The following is a 21436-nucleotide window of genomic DNA, read 5'->3' as shown; positions in this document are numbered from 1 at the left end:
CGCCACTATTCTTCTTGAAGATCAGTTTCTACATCGCTCAACACTGCCAGGTAGGCCTTGGCTTGCTCACGCATTACGGGCTCCTGCACGTGCTCAACAACATATTGGAAACACAATTTGGCCTTGCCAGTTTTGCCCAGTGCCAACTGGCACTGGCCGGTATAAAGCATGGGTCGGTAATCGTTCTTGCCCTGCGCAAATGCCACGGCATATAAATCGATGGCCTTTTGATAGTTCTGTTTGAGTTGATGAACCGCTGCCAACCCCATCCAGTACTGCACGTTGTAGAAGTCATAAATGCACAAAAAGTGGAAAAAACGTTCTGCATCATCCAGTCGGCCCTGCTCATAAAACTCATAAGCAAACCCGTATAAACTGTCCATCTGATCCGCACTGATACCTTGCAGATCTTTAAGCGGAGTTCCGTCCAATACGGCCTGCATAACGTCTTCAGCGAGCTGTTGCTCTTCCTGTTCGCTGCATCTACGGTTACTCATGGGTGGTTACTCCTGGATGTCTCGTCAGCCGTACTGACAGGTCTAATTAAGCCATTGGGCAAAAAACCCGGCCGCCAAAAAGCGCTCATTTTCGGGAAATCCTTAATGGTCCGGGTTAACAAAAGAGGGAAAAAGAAAGGGGGTCAGGCCTGCTCGATCTGTTCCAGCCAGACCAGCAGCCGCAATACGTTTTCAACTTCATCCAGCTGGATAAAGCTGTAACGCTGATGGGTTTTGAGGATTCGGCGGGCCAAAGGAATATCCGTCACCACGGGCACCCCAACTTCGGCTGCATATTTGCGCACGGCCAAGGCACGCTGGTTGGTTTCCATCAGCGAGACAAAGGGCATCATCGTGACTTCCGGGCGAAAATAGATACCCACGGCAATATGGGTCGGGTTGGCGATAATAACCCGCGAACCGCGAACATCTGACTTCACTTGTTCGGAAAGCAGCTCCATGTGCAAGTCGCGACGACGCCCCTTGATTTCAGGGTTACCGTCTTGCTCTTTGTGTTCACGCTTGACCGCTTGCTTGTCCATCTTCAGTTCTTTGATATACAACCAATACTCACACAGGGCGTCGAGTATAACGACCAATAGAATGCAGCCGAGGAAAGTCAGGACTAACACGCCTAATAAATGCCCCCATATTTGAAACAGATCGACTGGCTGGGCATAGAGCTGCGAAAACAATAAATGCCGCTCACTCAACCACACCGTCCAGAACGCGACACCAAAACAGGCTAAATATAAGAGCGCCTTAACGGTATCTTTTAATGTTCTAAGGCTGAACAGCTTTTTAAAACCATTAATTGGATTTAACGCACCAAAATTCAGTTTCAATGCTTCACTGGCCAGGGCGAGTCCTGTTTGCAATAACGTGGGCAATGCACTGGCGAGAAAACACACCACAATCACCGGCGCAATGACTTTTAGCAACAAAACATTCAATTCAGCCGCGTATCGTTGCGGATCGGCCTCAAAGCCTGACGCAATGACACGCCGGTACACTTCCATGACCTGCAATAACGTATCACTGGAGCCCAAGTAAATAATGGCACAGAGAATCAAGCACGAGCTGGACAAGTCCTTGGCTTTAAAGGTCTGTCCTTTCTTGGCGGCGTCACGCCTCTTTTTGGGCGTGGGTTTTTCTGTTTTAGAAGCACTCGACATTTCAGTGTGCCTGCGGCGCAACGAACCAGTCAGCTAGTTGCTCAGGTTTAAAGGAAAAGTGCACTATTTCGCCCGGCAAGTGCGGCCCGAAATACAACAGCAGCACCAGCAGCGCAACGATACTTTTAATCGTGAGTGATACGGAGAATGCGTTCATTTGTGGTGCAAAACGTGCCAACAACCCTAACAGAGCTTCCGTCAACAACAGCGTTGCAACCACCGGCGCACTGATAATTAAGGTTTTGCTGATGAGCGGGTCGAGCAAACCGATCAAGGGCTCCATTCTCCACTCGCACGTCTGCACGGGCGAACACAACTGATAACTTTGACTTAGCGTTGATACGACCAATTCCATCCCGCCGACCTCGAGGTAGAGCACGGCCCCAAATAAATACAGGAAGTTCGCCATCTCCGAAGTGTCGTCGCCGTTGGCTGGGTCGACCGTGTTACTGAACATGGCCCCGCGCTGGTTATCAATCAGGTTGCCCATGGCGTGCATCACCCAGAACGGCCAGGACAGCAAACACCCCAAAATCGCCCCGACACCTGCCTCGCGGAGCAATAAAACATAAAATCCGAGGGAGTCCAGGCGCGGAAGCGTGTCCGCGGTATAAGGCCACAGCGCCATACCCACCAACATAATCACCGCATTACGCGGCGCCCCCGTTAGCGTCCGGTTATTCAGAAATGGCAGCATGAAAAAGATCGGCGCCAGTCGGGCAAAGCAAATGACCGCACCTGCCATCCAACTGTGCAGATCAAAAAAAAGGCTGATATTCATCGGGTCACTTCAAGGCCAATTGCATGACTTCGCGGCTGAAGCCAAGCAACGTTTCGCCGTACCAGCCCGACAACAAGAACAAGCACACCGAGACCGACAACAATTTGAAGCCAAACGGCAAGGTTTGCTCCTGAAGCTGGGTGACCGTTTGAAACAGACCAATCAAAAGGCCCACCAACGTGGCGACAATGATTGGCCAGGCCACCATCACCAGGATCAGGTAAAGCGCTTTGTTGCCGGCAAATACCAAGTCATTCATCGTGATTACTCATTGCGCCAGGGACAAGTATTGCCCGATCAGTCCGGTGGAGAGGAGCGCCCAGCCATCCAGTGCCACGAACAACACTAACTTTATCGGCACAGAAATAATCACCGGGCTCATCATCATCATGCCCAGCGCCAATAGAATGCTGGAAATCACCAGGTCGACGATGACAAAAGGCAGGTACAAATAAAAACCGATCTTGAACGCTGACTTGATTTCACTCAGGGCATAAGCCGGCAGCAAGGCAAACAACGACGGCTCAACCTCTTCCTGATGTTCAGTCTCGTGGGCTGACTGCTCCAGACGCGCCGCCTGGGCTTTTTCAAAGAAACGGGCCAGCTCGGGGTCGGTGTATTTGACGAGGTACTCGCGGTAACTGCCCAAACCGTTGTCCGCAAAGTCCACCACAGCATCAATACTGGTGAAAGAGACCTGGTTATCTTTGTAGTAGTCATACCCCTGTTGCATGACCGGCGTCATCACAAACATGGCCAACAATAATGCAACTGCATTGAGGGTCATGTTTGAAGGCACTTGTTGCAAACCCAGAGCGTTACGGACAATCACAAATACAATAGAGAATTTGATGTAGCACGTCCCGGCCGCGATCAGAAATGGCAGCAACGATGCCACTGCCAAAAGTCCAATCATTGATACATCATTCATCCGCATTGCCCCGATACACTTCGCTCAGCTCAACCCCAAAACGGTTGTCTAGCTGAACCAGCTCGCCCCTGGCAATGCACTGGCCACTGACCCTGACTTCAACACTGCTGAGCGCCTCCACAGCCAACGGCAAGACCTGAGACTCAATCAACTGGTTAAGTTGTGAAATGCTCAATGTGAGCTCGCCTACTATAAACTCAAGCTTCACGGGCAAATCGGACACTGCACTTATCGGGGCAGGCAGTTGTGTTTCGGTTGGCGTGAGTTGCATATGCAGCCCCTCCTTAATAAATGTGAATTGACCAATGCTGTAACCAGCGAGAAACAACTGTCGGGTGTACTCGCCAATGAAGACAACATCACCGGGCTCCAACCGCTCATAGCGGGTGCGCTCCACCTGACTGCTGCCCAGCACTGCACTTAAGACATGTTGCAGTTCCAGCACCCAGTCATGCAGTGGTTTAGTCACATCGTCGGCGACGCTCGGCAAGTTGAGAACCCACACTTCCCCCATCGCAGACTGAATGCAAGGCAACCCGTAAGACGGCAATAGCTCGCCGTCAATAACTTCAATTTCGAACAGCCGGGTGTAATCAATCAGCGCCGGGGCTATTTCAAGCGGACGCGCAACCGCCGAAAACAAATGCAGAATGTCGTCTGCGTCACAGTTGACAGGGCGCAGCGGCGAGCGCTCGGGCCACACCGCATCCAACCACTGATGTGCATCCAGCATGCCGCGCCACAGCCCTTGCGGGCCCTGCGCCCAGAATGAGAGATAACGCGTTTGCGCCTGTGGCTGACGCAATTGCACCGGGTACCCTGCCCTGCTCCATCGCGCCACCGCATATCGACTAGCGTACTCAGCAGAGTCGAGGCGTCGCACATTCAGAACTGACCTCACGCCGGCTCACGCTTTGCGTGAAACAAGGATTGAGCATTCTCTTCAAACTCTTCTTCACGCTCATCCTGACGACGGCTATCACCCTGTTCACGATCTTGCTGCTCAGCCAGTTGCCAGCGAGGCTCATCGAGCTGTAACAGGTTGTCACGCAAGTAGCCGCTCACATCCACATTATCAGTCCTCATCACCAATTGATGCGGCTGAAACTGATCGGGTGCTGCTTTGGTAATGGTGATGACGGCGGCTGATTCGCCTTTGGCAAAAGGAACCTGCAGGTAGTTTTGCGGGCCTTTTTCACTGATCACTTCAGGCTTGACCGATCCTTGAGTAGCAGGCTGCGCGCCGGTTGCCGGCAACTGCGCCAGTGGCTGGCGCAGCGATTTATCAGGCATCGGCATTGCTGATACAAAAGCCGTTGGCGTCTCTAGCGCCGCCGACGACGGATCGCTATCCAGCGCGCGCGCACTCAGCTCCACGTTCACTTCTTTGGCAGACAACACTGGCGCTGCAGTTGATACAGACAGCGTCACCAATGAAGGCTCAGCGGTTGCCGTTGTACGCTCATTACGCGACACCATTAGAGTCTGTACCAATGAAACAACTGCAGGCGCGATAGGGGTGACTGATTGCAGCGCAGGCAGTGCTTGCTTCAATACAGGCATGACCATGGCCGGCACCGGCTGCGCGCTAACCCGAGCAGGTACAGCCGAAGTCACGTTAACTGACGCTGTCTCAACTTTTTCACGCTTCGCAAGTGGCGCGCTGTCCACTGTCGGGACAGATAGTCGGTTTTTTGGTTTAGCCGCCCACAATTGAGCTTCCGTCAGTAAAAAAGCGTCTGGTGGTGAAGGCATGACCCTCTTTTTGAGCGGTTTGTCCGAAGCCTCAATCATGCCTACCTTATCGGTAATCGGTGCATTAATGGGCGCTACCCCTGCCTGGTATTTAGGTGCCGGGGTTGTAACTACTTCCCGGCCCAGCTCTATAGCCACCTGAGTCGCGGCTGCTATAGGCACAGACGTTGCCTGTATGACTGCGGCCGCGGTCTTAGAAACAGCCACTGATGAATGCTGGCCCGAAGTGCGCTGATGACCCAAATCAATGCGGGCCGCAGCCATCGTGGCAATTGCCATGCCCGATGCTTTCGGCACAACCTGTTGCCCCGCACTCAAGGGGCCGATAGCCAGCTTTAAGGCTTCAGCAGGCAAGGGCTGCAGCTGTGCCAGTAACGCCAGAACCCCTTGCGGCATTTCATCGAGTTCGACGCCTTTTTTGTGTGCTGTCGTGGCACGTACCTTGAGCACATCATCAGGTTTGTCACACGACAAACGAACATTCACCGATCGACTGACTGCCATTGGGGGTTTTATGCTGGTCATCTCAAACTCATCAATAATTCTTCAATGTCATTTTCTTCCTGTCGCCACTGACGTGAACGATTAGCAACTAACAACCGCTGCTCCAGGCCCTGATATTTCATATGCTTTTTTTGCAATGTTTTGCGCTGAAGTTGCAATTGCTCAATACCCAACGTGATGTGCTGGTACTGAGCCCCGATACGTTCGCGATCCAGCACAAGGTTGCTGACTTGACGACGGATCACCGCCTGACGCCGCAGAAGACCGAGCAATTGCGAGTAACTTAAGCTTTGAGCCTCAACTCGGTGACTCAGTAAAAGTTCGTGCAGGCCTTGAATGCGCAACTCGATTTCGTTCAGCTCACGTTCCAGCGGCAACAGTGAACGCGTTTCTCTGTCCAGTTTTCGAGCGCATTGCGTTTGGCGAAGATCACTGAACCCCAGTAATCGCCGGATTTCACTTAATAAGGCCACTTAAACTCTCCAGCGCCGAATTCATCGGAGAGCCGTCATCCAGGTCTTGACGCAGCCAGTCCATCAGCGCTTCACGACACGACATGGCGCTGTCATTAGCGGCATTTTCACCGGGACGATATTCACCCAGGTCGACAAACACTTGCAGTTCTTCAAGGCGACTCAATACGCTGCGGGTACGACTGGCCAATTGCTGCACACTTTTATCCGTGACTTGATTGGCCACTCGGCTGGCACTTCGCAACACGTCAATCGCCGGGAAATGCCCACTGGCTGCCAATTTACGACTGAGATAAATATGGCCATCCAGGATCGAGCGAATTTCTTCGGCAATCGGATCCGGCTCGTCGTCACTCTCCAGCAACACCGTATAGAAAGCCGTGATACTGCCGCTGCCCGTGACCCCCGGTCGCTCTAACAAACGCGGCAACGAATCAAAAACCGAAGCCGGGTAACCGCGTCGCGCGGGCGCCTCCCCTGCCGCCAGCGCCAAGTCACGCCGGGCACGTGCATATCGGGTCATGGAGTCCAGCATGAGGACGACATTCTTGCCTTGATCACGGAAAAACTCAGCAATCGTCGTCGCTTGTAATGCCGCGTTACAGCGGTCTACCGAGGAAAAGTCAGAGGTCGCGTAAACCACGACACAACGGGCGCACTTGTCAGAATGACGCAGCTCCTCGACAAACTCCGTGACCTCACGGCCCCGCTCACCGATCAACCCCACCACAAACACATCCGCATCGCTGTGGGCGATCAGCATGTTCATCAATGACGTTTTGCCTGAGCCCGCCGCCGCGAAAATCCCGATACGCTGACCAATACCGCAAGTGAGCAGCGCATCAATAACCCGAATACCCGTGGGCAGCGGTGAATTGACCGGGCGGCGCTGCTGATAGCCGGGTGGACTGGCGTCCACCAGACAATCACGACCATCAAATGCATCAGCCCCGCTCAAGCGCTCGACGATATTGCCCTGGGGATCGACCACGCAACCGAGCATGGCCGAGCTGCAATACAGGCTCAGCAACGCTCCGGTCGGAACGATGAGCGACTCACGCGATAAACCGCGTGCATCGCCCAATAAGCTGAGCAATACGGCATCCGGGCTGAACCCAATGACTTGTGCGCGGGCACAGACATCTGTGTCGCGCCAGTCCCCGCGCACCTCGCACACTTCGCCGATTACCACGTCATACAGCGCCGCTTCAAGCAACGGCCCGGTCAGCCGCAGCGGATGCGCGGCACGACGCTCCAGGGCTGGACGACTCATTGATTAACGATTTCGCACAACGTGGTGAGCGCTCCTAGGTAACCCTCTACCGCATCCGCTAAGGAATCAGCGCTCATCAGGGCGGAGTCAGCCAAAAGCACACGAACTTCCAGCATGCCTTCGACTTCCAGGAGTTGCATTTGCTCCGTACGTGCAAAGGCAAAACCCTGCATCAGAAAACGCAACAGCTCAGTAGAGCGATGCATTAAAAGCATGTCGCTGCACTCAACCAGCGTGCTCCAAAACCAGACACCATCGTCAATAAATCCAAGTTTAATGGCCGGCATATCGGACAGTTCCAGTTCGATTGTGCTATGCCCATCAAAACTTCCCATTTGTTCATCCGTACAACCACTGAGCGCCAGGGCCTCACGAAGCAAACTGGCGATATCGATATAATTCATAATGCAGGTTCCTTATAGGGTCTTGATAACATTCACAGAAATAGTGTCTGAGACTTCGCCGAAAGAGATCACGTCGAGTTCGCGGAAGCGTCCTTCGATCATTTTCTTGATATAACGCCTTACATCCACTGATGCTAAAACAACCATGTCTTTTTGTGGAATATGTAAACCGTCCAACCCCACAGCCAGGGCATCCATCAACTCTTCGCTGGCGGCCGGCTCAAGATTCAGAAAACTGCCTCCCGATGTTTGCCTTATGCCTTTACGCACCACATCTTCGAAGTCGGGCGACAACAGCAACACCCTCAGGTCATTACCGTGAGCAAACTTATTACTGATATAACGGGCGAGCCCGCCTCGTACATGCTCGACCAACGCCAGCACATCTTTTTCGCGCGATGCCCAATGCGCAAGTGACTCAAGTATTAACTTCATATTACGTACCGAGATTCGCTCACCAATGAGACGCTGCAAAATCTCGGCGACTTTTTGCACCGTAGCGTGACGGTACACTTCTTTAAGCAAGTCGGGATACCGCGCCTCCATTTCATCCAGCAGGGTTTTGGTTTCCTGAACACCAAAAAACTCTGTGATATTGCGGGCCAAAAGTGTCACCAGACAACGATAGAACTCATCGTAGGCAGGACGCAGTTGATGGCCAAGGTGTTGCAATTTTTCCCGCTCAGCAGTGGCGGCCCAAACGCTGACCTGTTTGTTACTGTCAATGCCCTTTACCAAGTCTAACCCTAAGTGCTCCAGTTCCTGCTTGTAATCAACGATGCGCAAACAATCAAAGTAAATATCGAACTGATCCGCGCGTACTTCATTGATCAGCACGGCCACCTGACCTTCCGGTAGGTTGTCTGCCGCGCGTAATTGAGGCTCAGGGATACGTATTCCATAATCAATAAAGAATTGACTGCGGAAGCGCTCACACAATTGTGCGGAACGTAATTCTTCGAGGCGGTTAGTTGGCACCAGCAACATCAACGCAATCGTTTCGGTTGCCATGTCGTCCACATTCTCAACAAGGCCCAACTGGCTTTCAGGATCACTGTCTGTACCTGGCTCGTGGGGGACTGGTACGGCACCGGAGGTTTTTTTGCTCGCTCTGTGGCGAAAGAACACCACCGCTGCCAAGGCAATAGAGATGATGATGAAAACCCAAACTGGAAAGCCCGGCAGTGCACCGACACCAAGGGCCAGCACTGCTGTGACCCCAATCACAAAAGGGTTACCCAGCATCTGGGTCATCATGTTGCGACCCAGATTGGCTTCATCGCCATTGACCCGGGTCACGATAAAACCGGCGCCGATGGCAATCAGAAGCGCTGGAATCTGTGCTACCAAACCATCACCAATGGTTAACAGGGTATAGGTCGACAAGGCGGTAGACATATCCATGCCTAATTGACCGACACCGATGGCAATACCGCCCAGAAAATTCACGAAGATGATGATAATCCCGGCAATCGCATCCCCTTTAATAAACTTCATGGCACCATCGAAAGAACCATATAACTGACTTTCACGCTCCAGGGTACTGCGCCGCTCACGGGCTTCTTTGGCATCAATGGCACCGGCTTTGAGGTCACCATCAATACTCATTTGCTTGCCGGGCATACCGTCCAGAGAGAAACGCGCAGCCACTTCTGCGACCCGCTCCGAGCCCTTGGTAATCACGATAAACTGCACGATGGTAACAATGGCAAAGATGACAAAGCCGACAACCAAGTTATCGCCGATAACAAAATCACCAAAGGAAGCGATAATATCGCCGGCATCGGCCTGAACTAAAATCAGGCGACTAGTACTGATCGACAGTGCAAGCCGAAACAACGTCGTAATCAACAGCAATGCGGGAAAGGTAGAAAAACTTAAAATTCGCTCGATATAGAACGAACCCATAAAAATAAGAATCGCAATAACGATATTTAAACCAATGAGAAAGTCCACCAGCCATGTGGGCAGTGGAATAATCAGCATGGCAATAATCGTGACCATCAACGTCAGAATCAATAATTCCGGGCGCGACGTCAGGCTACGTAAAAATTTATCCAACATGATCAATGCATACCTTGAAAACTAAGGAGTTAGCCGTTTGACTAGTGCACCATGCCGTTCAATGGTTTCATGGGAATAAACCAGATCGGCCAAATGCGTAAACTGTTCTGCCACTCGATGTATAGCCTCCTCATCGCAATACAATTCATGAGGAAGCGCCAGGCACATCAAACGCAGAAACTGGAGCAACTGCGCACGTTCGTTGTGCTCGGCCAACAGCAGTCGCGCACCAAAAATACCCTGTAGTAACTGCTCAAGCTCATCCGGAAATTGCAACAACCCCAGCATAAACACCAGCCAGTCCGGCTCACTGCCGTTGTGCCGACAGATCAATTCATCACTCAACAAACGCTGAATAAAAGCAGCGTCGGCTGAGCGAAGTCGTTTAAGCTCACCCAATTTTTTCAGTAATTGACCAAACTCTTCCCCCGAACAACTTGGGTCTTGAGCATCAATATCCGTTAACAGCGCCGCTTCGATAAACTCCAGAACAGACCCGCGGTGCGAGTAACCATATAGCGTAATCCAGTCTTCATAAGACTCACTGGAACTGGCATCGCTCTCTAAAAAAGAGCGGTAGGTATCGCGCATCAACGCGGCTCGCAGGGCCAGTGCCTTACCGAACATCTTGGCCTTGAGGGCAGTATTGATGCCGGCCTTCAAACGCTTTTGTGGCGTCTGCCTGATCACCTCGTTGAGCATGAGTTCAAGGCGTTGACGGATGGCTTCGGCCAACACCTTGCTGCGTAACAACTCGCGCAAAACCAGCACCAGATCGCTGTCATCGGGAAACATCCCCCGCGCCTGCGCCAAAAGCCATTCGATGCTTCGATCACCCAATTTGGCAATCGCTATAACCTGCTTGGCTTTAGGAATCACGTCTTCATCAAGAACGCGTTCAAAACTCTCCGACATGCCCTCAAACTTATTGCCAAAATCCCCGCGACGACGAAATTGGGCGCGTAACGAAGCGGCCATTTCGTCGCTGTTTTCGACAAAGCGCTGCACATTCGCAGCCGGTGTAGCATCATCCTCAGGACCTTCGCCAGGCTTTATCTGAGGCTCATTGTTTTGGGCCATACGCAACATTTGCATGCGTGGAGTGATGCCACCAATGCTCATATCAGCGCTCCATTGCGCGCAGCACAGCTATATCGGCAGGATCGCGTGTTATGCGCCCCAGCGCTTCCGAGGCAATCTGCGCGGCACCTGGCATCAGGGGGGCGTCCAGCTCCTTGGGCTGAATCAGGAACACGCGAACGGTGCTGGATGTACGTGTTTGACGATAGCTAAACAAACGGCCCAAATAAGGAATATGCCCAAGTACTGGTATGCGCTTAATTACATCTCCACCTTCGTCACGGGTGAACCCACCGACCAGCAAGCTTTTACCCCGGGGTACGCGAGCTACAGTATTGATGCGCGTACGCCCCACGGTTGGCAGAACATAGGAGCCATCGCCATTGCTTCGGCCAGGCTCAACCTCGTTGCCATCTTCAATGTTCAGCGCCATTTCGATCTCATTGGCTGCCGAAATGCGCGGTAAAACGCTGATCAGTGTGCCGTACGTCACATGCTCCAACTCAACGGCGCGCTCACCAATAAGGGAGGCGTAGAACGTGCGATTGTTATCAAAAATGGCCGGCACGTTTTCTTGGGTGAGAATCACAGGCCGGGATACCACCCGGGCGCGTTTGTTGGTTTCTAGGGCTGATATGGCTGCCATAAACGAAGACCCGTCCAGCGTACTCAACGAACCTCCATTAAGTGTTGCCTGAACGTTTGGGCCGACTTTGAGGGAACCCTTCCAGTCAACGCCCAGCTCGTTCAAATCATCCTTCTGCAAGTCGATGATCCACAACGACAGCTCGACATGACGCTTGGACTCATCAAGCGCGGCTGCCAGATTTTCTATAAACCGTACTTGCTCAGGTAGCCCCTTGACCAGCAGGCTATTGGTATCCGGGTAAGCAACCACCCTGATATTGCCTGCGGCAAGGTCTCGAGCCACTATCCTGGGCGCTGCTTTGTCGGTTATAGCGCTGTCGGGCTCACTCAGACCGGCATGAGGGAAAGTCGGCATAACTGAAGGTCGCCCGCCCGTGTCACGACTGATGCTCGTTTCCACACCACGGCTTTCGCCTTTGAGCAAACTCTCAATGGCCGTTGCCATCCCGGGAATCGTAATACTTTCATCCCGCAGCTCGTATTTGCGATCACCTACAAAGGTGTTGCGCAAATTGATGACTCCGATTCGCTGTTGGCCCAGCTGTAAATCCGCGCTCTGGTTATCCATAAACTGTGCGGCCTGCATCACCAGATCCACGTAAATAGGTGGGCCTGATACGTACAATGTTCGAAGGCCATCGTTACGCAGAGGGTAACGTGTGTCCTGCAAGCCGGAGCGACGCAAAAAGGAGTTCAGCTTTTCCACCGTAATGGTGTTCAGTGAAATAACCGTACTTTTCGCCTCACTTGCTTCATACACATAGATTGCCTGACCATCGCTGTACCAAATCAATGCCATCTGGCGAGTGATTCGTTGCAGGGTTTTTTGCGGCGAGGCTAAGGAAAACTCGCCGGTAATTGTGCGACGCGCGGCAGCTTTGCTAAGAATGATGGGCTTACCCAACGAAGCAGACAGCACATCAAAAAAGGCGCGTAAACTTTCCTGCCGGGCAACATAGCCATCGCCGGTACGCATCGGTGCAGCAGAACCAACAGTGGGTAACAAGCAACACAGCATAACTAACACTGCATGTCGAATGGTGTATTTAGAAATCATCAATTTATTCGCTAGAAAGTCGGGTTATGTCGATCAAACTACTCGGCGCAACTCCGACCAGCTCTCGGACCTCTTTGGAGAAATGTGAGGAGGAGGCATAGCCAAACTCCAAGGCGACATCAGTCAAGTTGCTCTGCCCATCAGCCATCATCAATAAAGCTCTGGCAGTACGCCATTCGCGCAATTCTGACTTCGGGGCATTACCCAATGCATGATGGCAAAGCCTGCGAAAATGCGAAGTTGAAACGCCATACCGCTCAGCAAGGTGTTGGAGCTTTGCGCTATTGGAACCTTCTTTAAGTAAAAATCCCAACAGCTGGTAACTTTCGATACAACGCAACTCCCGGGCAAAGATCCGATAGCTTTCTGCACCTTTCATCGCCAGCGCCAAGTACCAGCACTCAAGCGTCGCTAACGATTGATCGTGAATGCCGGACTCACGCAACACAGCCCATGGCTCGGCAGATGCAGACTGACCCGTGATCGATTGCCCCTGATCTATAAAAAACTGCAACTTGACCAGGCTTATGCTCGACGGTACCAACACACAGGCATTGCCTGCGCACACTTTTAACCCTGGGCGCCAAAGCAACAAACCTTGCCATCGCGCAGGAAAGCACCATTGCACTGAACTCTCGCTATGCGACAGACATAAAGCCGACTGACCATTACGAATACGAAGAACCTGCACGCCCGGCCGTGCCACAGAACACCATTGTTCTAACGTCAAAGTCTGCTCCGTCTCCTCTGCTACTCTCACGTCAGCTACCTCATCATCAGCTCGGATACTTTCCCGACGACAATGATGATTCTTTCCCGGCCTCTAATCTTGATGAGAAACTGATGGCCTCTCTAACTCAACAGCTCTATTGAAACTGAGAGGCCGGCCTATCGCTCGCTCTACTCCTCGCACGAGAGAACAAATGCGCCTGGAGAGCTCCTCGATCAAAGATCGAATTTCATTCGGTGAAAAATTACGCTCGCAGCAGCGCTCTAGCTCTGAACAGGCGGCGACCAGTCCTTCAGCCCTGATCATTCTCGCACCACCTTTGATTTTATGGCCGAGCCCGGCCAAGGCTGTAAAGTTGCCACATGCAAAATAAGCTTGCATGGCCGCAAGATCCTCAATACTGGTACGACTCACAGTGCTGAGCAACTCGTCAATACGATCGAGATTACCCTGGGTGATAGCGTGTATAGACGCTATATCAAAGCTTTCAAACTGTTCAGCCGAACGCTGACGCTTTTGCTCAGCTACACTTAAAATCGATATCAGCTTGTGCTGGGTCAGAGGTTTAAACAGACAATCATTCATACCGGACGCTTTACAACGCAGGACTTCCTGTTGCTGAGCATTCGCCGTGAGCCCTATTATGAAAACAGGTAGGCGGCCTTGTTCCTGCTCATGACTGCGAATCTGGCGGGTTAATTCATCCCCCCCCATTCGCGGCATATTGCCGTCGGTAATCACACAGTCGAAATGCTCAGTTTTCCACAACCCCAAGGCCTCAACACCATCTCGTGCCGTGGTCACACACATACCGAGCGACTCCAATTGAAGCTGCAGAACCCGGCGGCTTAACTCATCATCTTCTACCAACAAGATTTGGGATGGCGACAAACATGCTGGCGAGTCGCACTGATCAATGTAATCCCGCGTATCTGCTGTGGTCGATACATCCACTTCGACGCTTATTGAAAAACACGAGCCTTGGCCCAGTTTGCTATAGCACGCTAACGACCCGCTCATCAAAGACATGAGATGCTTGCAAATAGCTAACCCAAGCCCCGTACCCGACTGGCGCGACAAATCAGAAGGCAATATCTGACTATAAGGTTTGAACAAACGATCCTGGAGCACAGGATCAATGCCGATGCCTGTATCTTCGACTCTCAATTGAAGCTCAGCGCGAGTATCATTTAATTGAGTGATCGCCAAGCTGACGCATACGACACCCTGAGGCGTGAATTTCAGGGCGTTACTGATTAAATTCGAGATTACCTGCCTGAAGCGCAAGCCATCTAGATGAACACTGATGTCGACGCCTTCGTTACTGAATTCAAGGTTAATATTTTTCTCTCTTGCTACAGATGAAAAATTGTCAATGACAGTTTGAACCAGTTGCACAGGCTGGCAAGGCATCAGATTCAACTCTAATTTTCCAGACTCGATTTTGGAAATATCAAGCACATCCCCAATCAACTCCAGCATATTTTGAGCAGATTGATGGGCAATACCGATAAGGTGTGGAGCATCGTCCGCGCCAGCAGGATTTTTGGCCAACTCCAAAGCGCCGATCATTGCGCTCATGGGTGTACGTAATTCATGGCTCATGACGGCAAGAAAATGCGATTTGTAATGGCTTTCCGTTTCAGCTCTACTTTTGTCCTGGCGCAGTGTGTCGATCAAATATTCTCGCTCGGATACATCCGTCCACCCGCACGCAACGGCAATTATTTCACCCTGCTCGCTGTATTGGGGACACACCCATAAATAGAGCTGATAAAAACGCTGATCGAATTGAATCGAAAAAAGATCAGTGAATGTTTTTCCAGTTTCAAATACCTGCTTGTAAACTTTTTCGTACGCCACAGCCAACGCACTATCAACGACGCACACATGACTTAATTTTTGACCAACCACGTGCTCAGCTTCGACGTTGAAAAAATCGAGATAAGCTCTATTGCATAACAACAACGCGCCCTGACTATCCCTCATATAAAGAGGCGCCGGAGCAGCGTCCAATAAGCACTGCATGAGCAATACTTGCTTGTTAAGTTTCTGATGTGCCACACGAAGGGCCCGCTCATTACAGCGGCTTCTAATAGCCAAACAGGTAAAAACGATGAGCAAGAGAAAAAAGGCGCATGACTGCCTAGACAATCCATAGCGTCTAAGTACTCCGCCCTCACCAAAGTAAGAATCAAGATTGAGTCTCGTCGAAAACTCACAACTTTCTGCCAAAACACCCTCAGCCGCGAACACTGCAGATGATGCTTCAGCTTCGATCATGAAAAAAACAAATGCAATATTTATTAGCCACCGACAGCTCGCATGAAACATAAGTCAACTCACCTGATTACGCTTGGCAAAGTCGATCACATCCATCAATGTTGAAAGACCAAGCTTCTGCATAATTCGACCTTTGTATGTGCTCACCGTCTTATTACTAACCAGCATATCCTCGGCAATAAGCTTATTGGTCAAACCCACTGATAGCCCATGCAGCACCTTAAGTTCCCGCCTGGAGAGGGTCGCGAGTAGCCGGCTTTCATCATGTTCCCAATCACTCGCCCGCACAGAAATAATCGTCTCTGCTGGAAAGTAGCGCTTATTATTAATGGCCGCTTGCATTGCCACAATGATTTCTTGCGGGTCTTCCATTTTTGACACATACGCGAACACACCGGCCCGCATGCAAAGCGCCGTGTAGGCCGAACTTCTCAACCCGGTATGAATAATTATTTTTGCTTGATTACCTAACAAGCGTAAACGGTCTATGACTGCCATTCCATCCAATAGAGGAATATCCAAGTCAAGCACAACGATATCGGGCTCCTCCTGGACAATGATTCTGACCGCGTCCGCGCCATTATCACACTCCGCGACGACATCATGCCCTTCTGCTCTCAAGATCATACGAATGGCCAGACGTACGACGGCATGGTCATCTACCAATACAACTCTCATCAGACGCAACTCCTTTAACTGCCCTCTCAATAAAGCTGATACCTATCGCTGACTTATTACTGCTCGGTGACAGCCAACAGAATACCCACGAGCACAAACGGTCATCATTATGATAAGTTATGGCATCCGCTCCCTTTTGCTACAAAATACTGTAATGAACGACACCTGAAAAATAAGTGCACAAATAATCACTGCCCAAGTATTAATCAATGCTTACGCCCATCAATTTATCTGCGGCAAAGACCAACTGCTCCAACTGGTGATGAATTAATGCACGGTCCATGTATGCCATCGACTGTCGAGACCACAGCACCTGACTTTGACTGACTGGGTCGAGTCCAAGCACAGGCCTGCATGGATCTTGACTAAAAATATTCTGCTCTGCCGCCAATGCGCCCAACACTGGTACAACCGTTACAAACATCAGCATGTAATCCACAGGATGCTCAGTGACATGGCAGAGCTGATTGCCGACCTGAAAGCTGGAGACTGAATTTATCTCGTCTGGTTCTGGCAATGACAAGGCCAGATACAGTTCCTTTATCAGATTAAAAAATTGCCCACTCACAGGCGCCTCTCTTAGATAAAAACCGAATGAAATTTACTCACATTAGCATTTAAAGCTATAGGCCTTTAGATCCTGACCGGAGCAGTATGTTTTTAAAGCTTGTCGCTATTAAGCCTCTGTTCGGCACGCGACTTTAACTGCAAAATCTCGTCCACCATTGATTTCAGTCCTTCAGTCGCAGACTTTAAATCATCACTACTTGCATGCCTGAGAAAATCCACGGCAGGGCCTTCAGTGGTTCCCCAAGATTTAAAAGCAGCCCCCCCAATTTCACGCGCCAACAAACTTTCTGCAGTCGCACGCTCAGCACTGCTGTCAGAGCATTTTTCTACTGAGGCCAATGCCGTCACCACCACTCGTATGACACCGTTATTCGTTGCTAACAGCCTGTGCTGCTCTTTTAAATCTTCACTCTCAAGCATATTTAGATCAATTACTTTAGCCAGGCTTTTCAACGACAATAGCAATGCTGTTTTTTTCATTTGCACTTCTAACGAACCAAGACCAAGTTGATCCAATGTGGCATCCAAGACAGATGAACCGTTAAAAGCAACGTTATTGCTTTCGGATTTCGACACATCATCATTGCTAAAAAAAGAATTAAAAAATTGTAGCAGCTCTGTAGCATATTCACTAACCGCATCAAAGACGCGAACAAATATACCTTCTAACCAACCCTTACCTTCTGCCGGCCCTTCTCGTTCTGCAAGTAATTTATCTGACGAAGGGGTTGATACAGCACACGTTACTGAATGGCTGGCGGCACAGTTTAATAATGTCGAATATGACATTGCCGCAGAGTACGGATTCATAATCATAACGTTTTCCTTTTTGGACTAACCTTGAACAATCACTCTCACCGACGACAACCATTCAAGAACAGTCGCGGCTCAGAATACAAACAACGCATCTCACAACCGGTTACTATGATCGATTACTTAAGTCGGCTTTTTTAGGCCCCACACAGGAGGCTCATAAACATCTCCCGCGATTATTTTGGCCCGCCCAAAATACTTATCAAACTTATTCAACGCAGGGGTTTTTTCCTTCCCCTCCCCCACGATCCATTTATTATTTACATCGCGAAGTATATTGCAGATATTGACGGCCGCCTCGCGCTGCCTTAAAGACCCATCCAAGTCAAACTGATCAGACAACCCATTAGCGTCTACCTTACTAAAATCTCCACGCCCCACACCTGTAAATATCACACTCGAGGTCACAGGACTCAACCCCAATTGCCCCCTTGCAATAGCGACTAGTTTTTTTTCTGTTTTCGAGGAAATCGATTTATTACCGGCCTTTTTTTCCAATGCCGAAGTTAACGTATCCACGCGCACATCTATTTTATTAACACGCACCACAAAGACTCCAACTATATGTGTTAAACACTACTTATCTAAACGGATGATGCAGCCACAATGACATTATTACTTAGACCATGCTCTGCGATACCCCCTTCAGAAAAGGCCTCGACCACTTTGCGATCGACGGGCTCAGCCTAACAAACCACCCTGCAATCCAACTTCAAATCAATTCCACAAAAAATAAATAACCAAACCGTTGAGCAGCACCACTAGCAAAGCAGAACACCAACCCAACTCAACATCTGCGCTATACCTATATCCCATCCGAGGAACCTTACCTTCATCAACTCTCAATCCGGCACGCAGCAGTAGTCGCTCTTGATAGCCGAGAAACATCGAACGCACCTGACCTTGACTTTAAAAATACGAGATTTTGAAAAATACTTATCCAAAAACACACCGAGCCCAACACCTAATTGAACAACAGCAAATCAACCTCACTCCTATTCGCTGCCACAACGCCCTGTTTCAAGGCAACGCCTTATAAGACGATCACACTATCCTCTTAAAGACTTCCGCCGTCCTTACCACCCTGATTACTTGTTCTTCGCTGTCCTTACCACCCTGATTACTTGTTCTTACCTTTTCATGCCTAGGCCCACACCAGCTCGCCAACGAGCGCCTTACCATGTACAGGGGCCAGGGCCAGCCTCACAACAAAGGCCTGACCCTTCGGGATACCCCGAGACTTAAACACCCAACAAAATCGCCTTAACGAGGAACCTGGCACACCCCTATAACCAAATTATTTATATTAAAATAGTAGTCAAACTCAGAGAAAAAACTAAAGGTTATCACCCCCCCTTGAAACCCACGCGCCATGAAAGGAATATTATTCTCTGCTGTGTCCCCATCAAACGTTGAAATAGCAGTTGTTTTAAATAGATACCGTGAAGTATCAATTCGCTTCAATGACAACTCAAATCTCCGATTGTACACATACTGCTTACCCTCAGGACTTTCAACCCTGTAATATACATACAACGCACCTTCCTTCGGGTCAATGATCATATCACCTCTACCTTGCCAGATACCCTTATCATCGTCTGCATGCACGAAATCGATAGATGCACTGCAAGGCACTTGCGGAATATCTTTGTGAATTCCCGCGAGATAACGATAGATTAAACTACCAAACACTAATAACGAACATACCGAAGCCAATGCAATTATTTTTTTCCAACGCGCAGATAATTTACGCATATGCCCTCCACAGCACTTCCCGTCCTGACGCAACTTATCAGCAGTTGACTCAGTGGCTTTCTCACGTAATAGTTAGTATCCATCAACTTCAAAGGGCGAGCAAAACCACTCATTGCAGTCAGCACATCTTCCTTTGACATACTTTCACTTTCCTCTGCATACAGCTCAACCCCCTTATCTTCCCAGACAAGTTTCCACTCTTCCAAATCAGGTGGCTTTTTGTACATCAAGTATGCATAGACAACAGGCAGCAGGACACCCAGAACGGCGAGTATCAATACAAAGACATGTACATGTCGCCGCACAAACCCGGCTTCACCATCAAGCGAATCCAAATCCAAGTCGAAATCCAACTCATCTTTAAATGTCAATTGCTCCAGCTGCGCATCCTGGGCTAACATTGCCGGCGCAGTGTTACCGCTCTCGCCTACAACATTATTTTCGCCCTTTTCAACATCTCCACCAATACTCTGATCAGTCAGCTCCGACTTTTCGCTATCTATCAATGGCGCATTAGATATCAGCGTTATTTCACACAGCAATATCAAACCGCGTCGAGGCAACGTTTTTAAGTGATTACGTTCTATCCCGACATCAACTAAGGCCGCGCGAAGCGTATGAACCGTTTTATAATAACTGCTATCAGAGATGACTACCCCTCTATCTCCCCAAACACGCGATATCAGCGCCTCCTTCTCAGTGATCCCATCAATCAACGCTAACAGCAAATCACTTTCATTACTGCCCAAGCTGGTTGAGCGTTCAGCCCGACTCAGGATCATCTTTTCAGCGTCGTAGTAATAGACATCCATCGAAATCCTCTCTCCCGCCCTCCCTTAGGAGGTTCAAATCAACACGCCCCAGAATACAGCATATTTAAAAAACCGTTGCATAGCGTCTTGCTTACATCACGAGACTCTGTAAGAAAGCCTTTGAAACATTGAATAGCCCCGGTTTTTCTAGACACTCTCCAAGCTCGCGGTGTAACGCTTTTCAAACTCTACCGGGGACATCTGATTGTTGAGACCATGACGACGTTTTGCGTTGTAAAGCACCTCGATGTAATCGAACGCATCACCACGAGCATCTTCCCGTGTGATGTGGATTTTTCGCTTGATCCGTTCTCGCTTCAAAAGCTGGAAAAAAATTTCTGCGACAGCATCATCATGGCAGTTGTCTCGACGACTCATGCTGGCAACCAAATTGCTAGCCTTCAAAAAACTACGCCAATCGGAGGTGCCGCCGTGATGTTGCTGGTGATCCAGCCGTGGGTCGGCCTGGCATGCCTGGCGGTGTTGCTGGTGTGCGCATCACTGCTGCCGCGTTTTTCCCGACGCAATCAGGAACTGTACGAACGGCTCAATGACCGGCTGGAGCAAGAGATCGGTCTGGTACAGAGCGTCGGGGCTAAAACGCTGCAACGCCATTACCAGTTGCTCTCGAAACTGCGGATCTGGCTCTCGGACCGCGAGGCGTCGGCCTATCTGTTTGTGGGCGTGATTTCGGCCATCTTGTTTGTGATCGCCATCAGTCAACTGGCCCTGTCACCGGCAGTAAAAGCCGGACACGTATATGCGGTCATGACCTACCTGTGGATGTTCGTCAGCAGCCTGGATGAAACGCCTGCCATCGTGGATCACTGGGCGCGACTGCGGGATATCGGCAAGCGGGTTGATCCGGGATTTGGGGAGAAAAGCCAGAGCGATCAGTAGTCCAAATCAACCTATCTCGCCAAACACAAAGCCACGGACTACACCCCAAACGGACCTCTCCGATAGACGCTCCGACTGACAAATCCTCTTACTTATTACCCGCCGTCAGGTGGGCCCATAAAAACAAGAAGAGGTGTCAGTCATGAGCGAATCTTGTAGTGGTCTAATGAAACCGGACACCCATTTAGGCGAGAATGCTCGCCAGAACGAGGTGTCAGATGACCAAACAACGCCGTACCTTTTCCCCTGAATT

22 protein-coding genes and 2 pseudogenes are annotated in these 21436 nt (G+C 50.3%); 1 reads left to right on the top strand and 23 read right to left on the bottom strand.

From position 1 onward, the window contains the following. Positions 1-5 precede the first annotated feature (5 nt). From sicA to ACZRMS_RS23975, 23 genes and pseudogenes are all read right to left on the bottom strand, one after another. Entirely contained in the window at positions 6-497 is a 492-nt protein-coding gene (gene sicA / locus ACZRMS_RS24085; RefSeq protein WP_463997373.1) for a type III secretion system translocator chaperone SicA, read from the bottom strand. A gap of 143 nt (positions 498-640) precedes the next feature. Continuing rightward, on the bottom strand, positions 641-1672 hold the full coding sequence (locus ACZRMS_RS24080) for an EscU/YscU/HrcU family type III secretion system export apparatus switch protein (protein ID WP_463997372.1): 1032 nt from the start codon (positions 1670-1672) through the stop codon (positions 641-643). 1 nt (position 1673) lies between these two features. Next, positions 1674-2453, bottom strand: coding sequence for a type III secretion system export apparatus subunit SctT (sctT, locus tag ACZRMS_RS24075; protein ID WP_463997371.1), 780 nt, complete (start codon positions 2451-2453; stop codon positions 1674-1676). Positions 2454-2457: 4 nt separating this feature from the next. Then, entirely contained in the window at positions 2458-2712 is a 255-nt protein-coding gene (locus ACZRMS_RS24070; protein ID WP_463997370.1) for an EscS/YscS/HrcS family type III secretion system export apparatus protein, read from the bottom strand. Between the two features lie 9 nt (positions 2713-2721). Further along, on the bottom strand, positions 2722-3384 hold the full coding sequence (locus tag ACZRMS_RS24065; protein ID WP_463997369.1) for an EscR/YscR/HrcR family type III secretion system export apparatus protein: 663 nt from the start codon (positions 3382-3384) through the stop codon (positions 2722-2724). Then, positions 3377-4267: a FliM/FliN family flagellar motor switch protein gene (locus ACZRMS_RS24060; RefSeq protein WP_463997368.1), complete on the bottom strand. Its 891-nt coding sequence runs from the start codon at positions 4265-4267 to the stop codon at positions 3377-3379. Before ACZRMS_RS24060 ends, ACZRMS_RS24065 begins: the two co-directional genes overlap by 8 nt. A 14-nt stretch (positions 4268-4281) precedes the next feature. Further along, a complete protein-coding gene (locus ACZRMS_RS24055) occupies positions 4282-5664 on the bottom strand; it encodes a hypothetical protein (protein WP_463997367.1) in 1383 nt (460 codons plus the stop codon). Then, positions 5661-6116 (bottom strand): hypothetical protein, encoded by a 456-nt coding sequence (locus tag ACZRMS_RS24050; RefSeq protein ID WP_463997366.1) that lies wholly within the window; start codon positions 6114-6116, stop codon positions 5661-5663. Before ACZRMS_RS24050 ends, ACZRMS_RS24055 begins: the two co-directional genes overlap by 4 nt. Further along, complete coding sequence (gene sctN / locus ACZRMS_RS24045) at positions 6100-7389, bottom strand: type III secretion system ATPase SctN (RefSeq protein WP_463997365.1); 1290 nt, start codon at positions 7387-7389, stop codon at positions 6100-6102. Before sctN ends, ACZRMS_RS24050 begins: the two co-directional genes overlap by 17 nt. Next, positions 7386-7793, bottom strand: a complete 408-nt coding sequence (locus ACZRMS_RS24040) for an InvB/SpaK family type III secretion system chaperone (RefSeq protein WP_463997364.1) — start codon at positions 7791-7793, stop codon at positions 7386-7388. The genes sctN and ACZRMS_RS24040 overlap by 4 nt, the downstream gene beginning before the upstream one ends. Positions 7794-7805: 12 nt before the next feature. Beyond that, positions 7806-9857: an EscV/YscV/HrcV family type III secretion system export apparatus protein gene (locus ACZRMS_RS24035; protein WP_463997363.1), complete on the bottom strand. Its 2052-nt coding sequence runs from the start codon at positions 9855-9857 to the stop codon at positions 7806-7808. A 21-nt stretch (positions 9858-9878) separates the two neighbouring features. Further along, entirely contained in the window at positions 9879-10979 is a 1101-nt protein-coding gene (gene sctW, locus ACZRMS_RS24030) for a type III secretion system gatekeeper subunit SctW (RefSeq protein WP_463997362.1), read from the bottom strand. A 1-nt stretch (position 10980) separates the two neighbouring features. After that, the gene (gene sctC / locus ACZRMS_RS24025; RefSeq protein WP_463997361.1) at positions 10981-12642 is read right to left on the bottom strand and encodes a type III secretion system outer membrane ring subunit SctC; all 1662 of its coding nucleotides are present in this window, start codon (positions 12640-12642) and stop codon (positions 10981-10983) included. Positions 12643-12646: 4 nt separating this feature from the next. Further along, the gene (locus ACZRMS_RS24020; RefSeq protein WP_463997360.1) at positions 12647-13372 is read right to left on the bottom strand and encodes a helix-turn-helix domain-containing protein; all 726 of its coding nucleotides are present in this window, start codon (positions 13370-13372) and stop codon (positions 12647-12649) included. Positions 13373-13465: 93 nt separating this feature from the next. Beyond that, the gene (locus tag ACZRMS_RS24015; protein WP_463997359.1) at positions 13466-15706 is read right to left on the bottom strand and encodes a response regulator; all 2241 of its coding nucleotides are present in this window, start codon (positions 15704-15706) and stop codon (positions 13466-13468) included. Positions 15707-15709: 3 nt separating this feature from the next. Further along, complete coding sequence (locus tag ACZRMS_RS24010) at positions 15710-16333, bottom strand: response regulator (protein ID WP_463997358.1); 624 nt, start codon at positions 16331-16333, stop codon at positions 15710-15712. Between the two features lie 202 nt (positions 16334-16535). Further along, complete coding sequence (locus ACZRMS_RS24005; RefSeq protein WP_463997357.1) at positions 16536-16901, bottom strand: CesT family type III secretion system chaperone; 366 nt, start codon at positions 16899-16901, stop codon at positions 16536-16538. A 92-nt stretch (positions 16902-16993) separates the two neighbouring features. After that, entirely contained in the window at positions 16994-17719 is a 726-nt protein-coding gene (locus ACZRMS_RS24000) for a hypothetical protein (RefSeq protein ID WP_463997356.1), read from the bottom strand. A gap of 120 nt (positions 17720-17839) precedes the next feature. Continuing rightward, positions 17840-18262, bottom strand: coding sequence for a hypothetical protein (locus ACZRMS_RS23995; RefSeq protein WP_463997355.1), 423 nt, complete (start codon positions 18260-18262; stop codon positions 17840-17842). Positions 18263-18433: 171 nt separating this feature from the next. Continuing rightward, on the bottom strand, positions 18434-18604 hold the full coding sequence (locus ACZRMS_RS23990) for a hypothetical protein (protein ID WP_463997354.1): 171 nt from the start codon (positions 18602-18604) through the stop codon (positions 18434-18436). Between the two features lie 375 nt (positions 18605-18979). Continuing rightward, positions 18980-19471 carry a hypothetical protein gene (locus tag ACZRMS_RS23985; protein ID WP_463997353.1) on the bottom strand — a complete coding sequence of 164 codons (492 nt, stop codon included), beginning with the start codon at positions 19469-19471 and terminating at the stop codon, positions 18980-18982. Then, positions 19438-20283 carry a winged helix-turn-helix domain-containing protein gene (locus ACZRMS_RS23980; protein ID WP_463997352.1) on the bottom strand — a complete coding sequence of 282 codons (846 nt, stop codon included), beginning with the start codon at positions 20281-20283 and terminating at the stop codon, positions 19438-19440. Before ACZRMS_RS23980 ends, ACZRMS_RS23985 begins: the two co-directional genes overlap by 34 nt. A gap of 147 nt (positions 20284-20430) precedes the next feature. Next, positions 20431-20709 (bottom strand): annotated as a pseudogene (locus tag ACZRMS_RS23975) (IS3 family transposase); the annotation flags it as partial. Between ACZRMS_RS23975 and ACZRMS_RS23970 the strand changes: the two are divergent. Further along, a pseudogene (locus ACZRMS_RS23970) lies at positions 20701-21183 on the top strand (ABC transporter six-transmembrane domain-containing protein); the annotation flags it as partial. The pseudogenes ACZRMS_RS23975 and ACZRMS_RS23970 overlap by 9 nt on opposite strands. Positions 21184-21436: the final 253 nt, after the last annotated feature.

This window comes from Pseudomonas sp. B424 (genome assembly GCF_055408345.1).
Note: the sequence above shows the minus strand (reverse complement) of the source record. Positions and strands in the feature narration are given on the sequence as shown.

What these genes read in the sequence shown, in the direction of transcription:
- sicA (WP_463997373.1), bottom strand. Translation starts at nt 497, where the DNA reads ATGAGTAACCGTAGATGCAGCGAACAGGAAGAGCAACAGCTCGCTGAA.
- ACZRMS_RS24080 (WP_463997372.1), bottom strand. Translation starts at nt 1,672, where the DNA reads ATGTCGAGTGCTTCTAAAACAGAAAAACCCACGCCCAAAAAGAGGCGT.
- sctT (WP_463997371.1), bottom strand. Translation starts at nt 2,453, where the DNA reads ATGAATATCAGCCTTTTTTTTGATCTGCACAGTTGGATGGCAGGTGCG.
- ACZRMS_RS24070 (WP_463997370.1), bottom strand. Translation starts at nt 2,712, where the DNA reads ATGAATGACTTGGTATTTGCCGGCAACAAAGCGCTTTACCTGATCCTG.
- ACZRMS_RS24065 (WP_463997369.1), bottom strand. Translation starts at nt 3,384, where the DNA reads ATGAATGATGTATCAATGATTGGACTTTTGGCAGTGGCATCGTTGCTG.
- ACZRMS_RS24055 (WP_463997367.1), bottom strand. Translation starts at nt 5,664, where the DNA reads ATGACCAGCATAAAACCCCCAATGGCAGTCAGTCGATCGGTGAATGTT.
- sctN (WP_463997365.1), bottom strand. Translation starts at nt 7,389, where the DNA reads ATGAGTCGTCCAGCCCTGGAGCGTCGTGCCGCGCATCCGCTGCGGCTG.
- ACZRMS_RS24040 (WP_463997364.1), bottom strand. Translation starts at nt 7,793, where the DNA reads ATGAATTATATCGATATCGCCAGTTTGCTTCGTGAGGCCCTGGCGCTC.
- ACZRMS_RS24035 (WP_463997363.1), bottom strand. Translation starts at nt 9,857, where the DNA reads ATGTTGGATAAATTTTTACGTAGCCTGACGTCGCGCCCGGAATTATTG.
- sctW (WP_463997362.1), bottom strand. Translation starts at nt 10,979, where the DNA reads ATGAGCATTGGTGGCATCACTCCACGCATGCAAATGTTGCGTATGGCC.
- sctC (WP_463997361.1), bottom strand. Translation starts at nt 12,642, where the DNA reads ATGATTTCTAAATACACCATTCGACATGCAGTGTTAGTTATGCTGTGT.
- ACZRMS_RS24015 (WP_463997359.1), bottom strand. Translation starts at nt 15,706, where the DNA reads ATGTTTCATGCGAGCTGTCGGTGGCTAATAAATATTGCATTTGTTTTT.
- ACZRMS_RS24010 (WP_463997358.1), bottom strand. Translation starts at nt 16,333, where the DNA reads ATGAGAGTTGTATTGGTAGATGACCATGCCGTCGTACGTCTGGCCATT.
- ACZRMS_RS24000 (WP_463997356.1), bottom strand. Translation starts at nt 17,719, where the DNA reads ATGATTATGAATCCGTACTCTGCGGCAATGTCATATTCGACATTATTA.
- ACZRMS_RS23990 (WP_463997354.1), bottom strand. Translation starts at nt 18,604, where the DNA reads ATGTTTCTCGGCTATCAAGAGCGACTACTGCTGCGTGCCGGATTGAGA.
- ACZRMS_RS23985 (WP_463997353.1), bottom strand. Translation starts at nt 19,471, where the DNA reads ATGCGTAAATTATCTGCGCGTTGGAAAAAAATAATTGCATTGGCTTCG.
- ACZRMS_RS23980 (WP_463997352.1), bottom strand. Translation starts at nt 20,283, where the DNA reads ATGGATGTCTATTACTACGACGCTGAAAAGATGATCCTGAGTCGGGCT.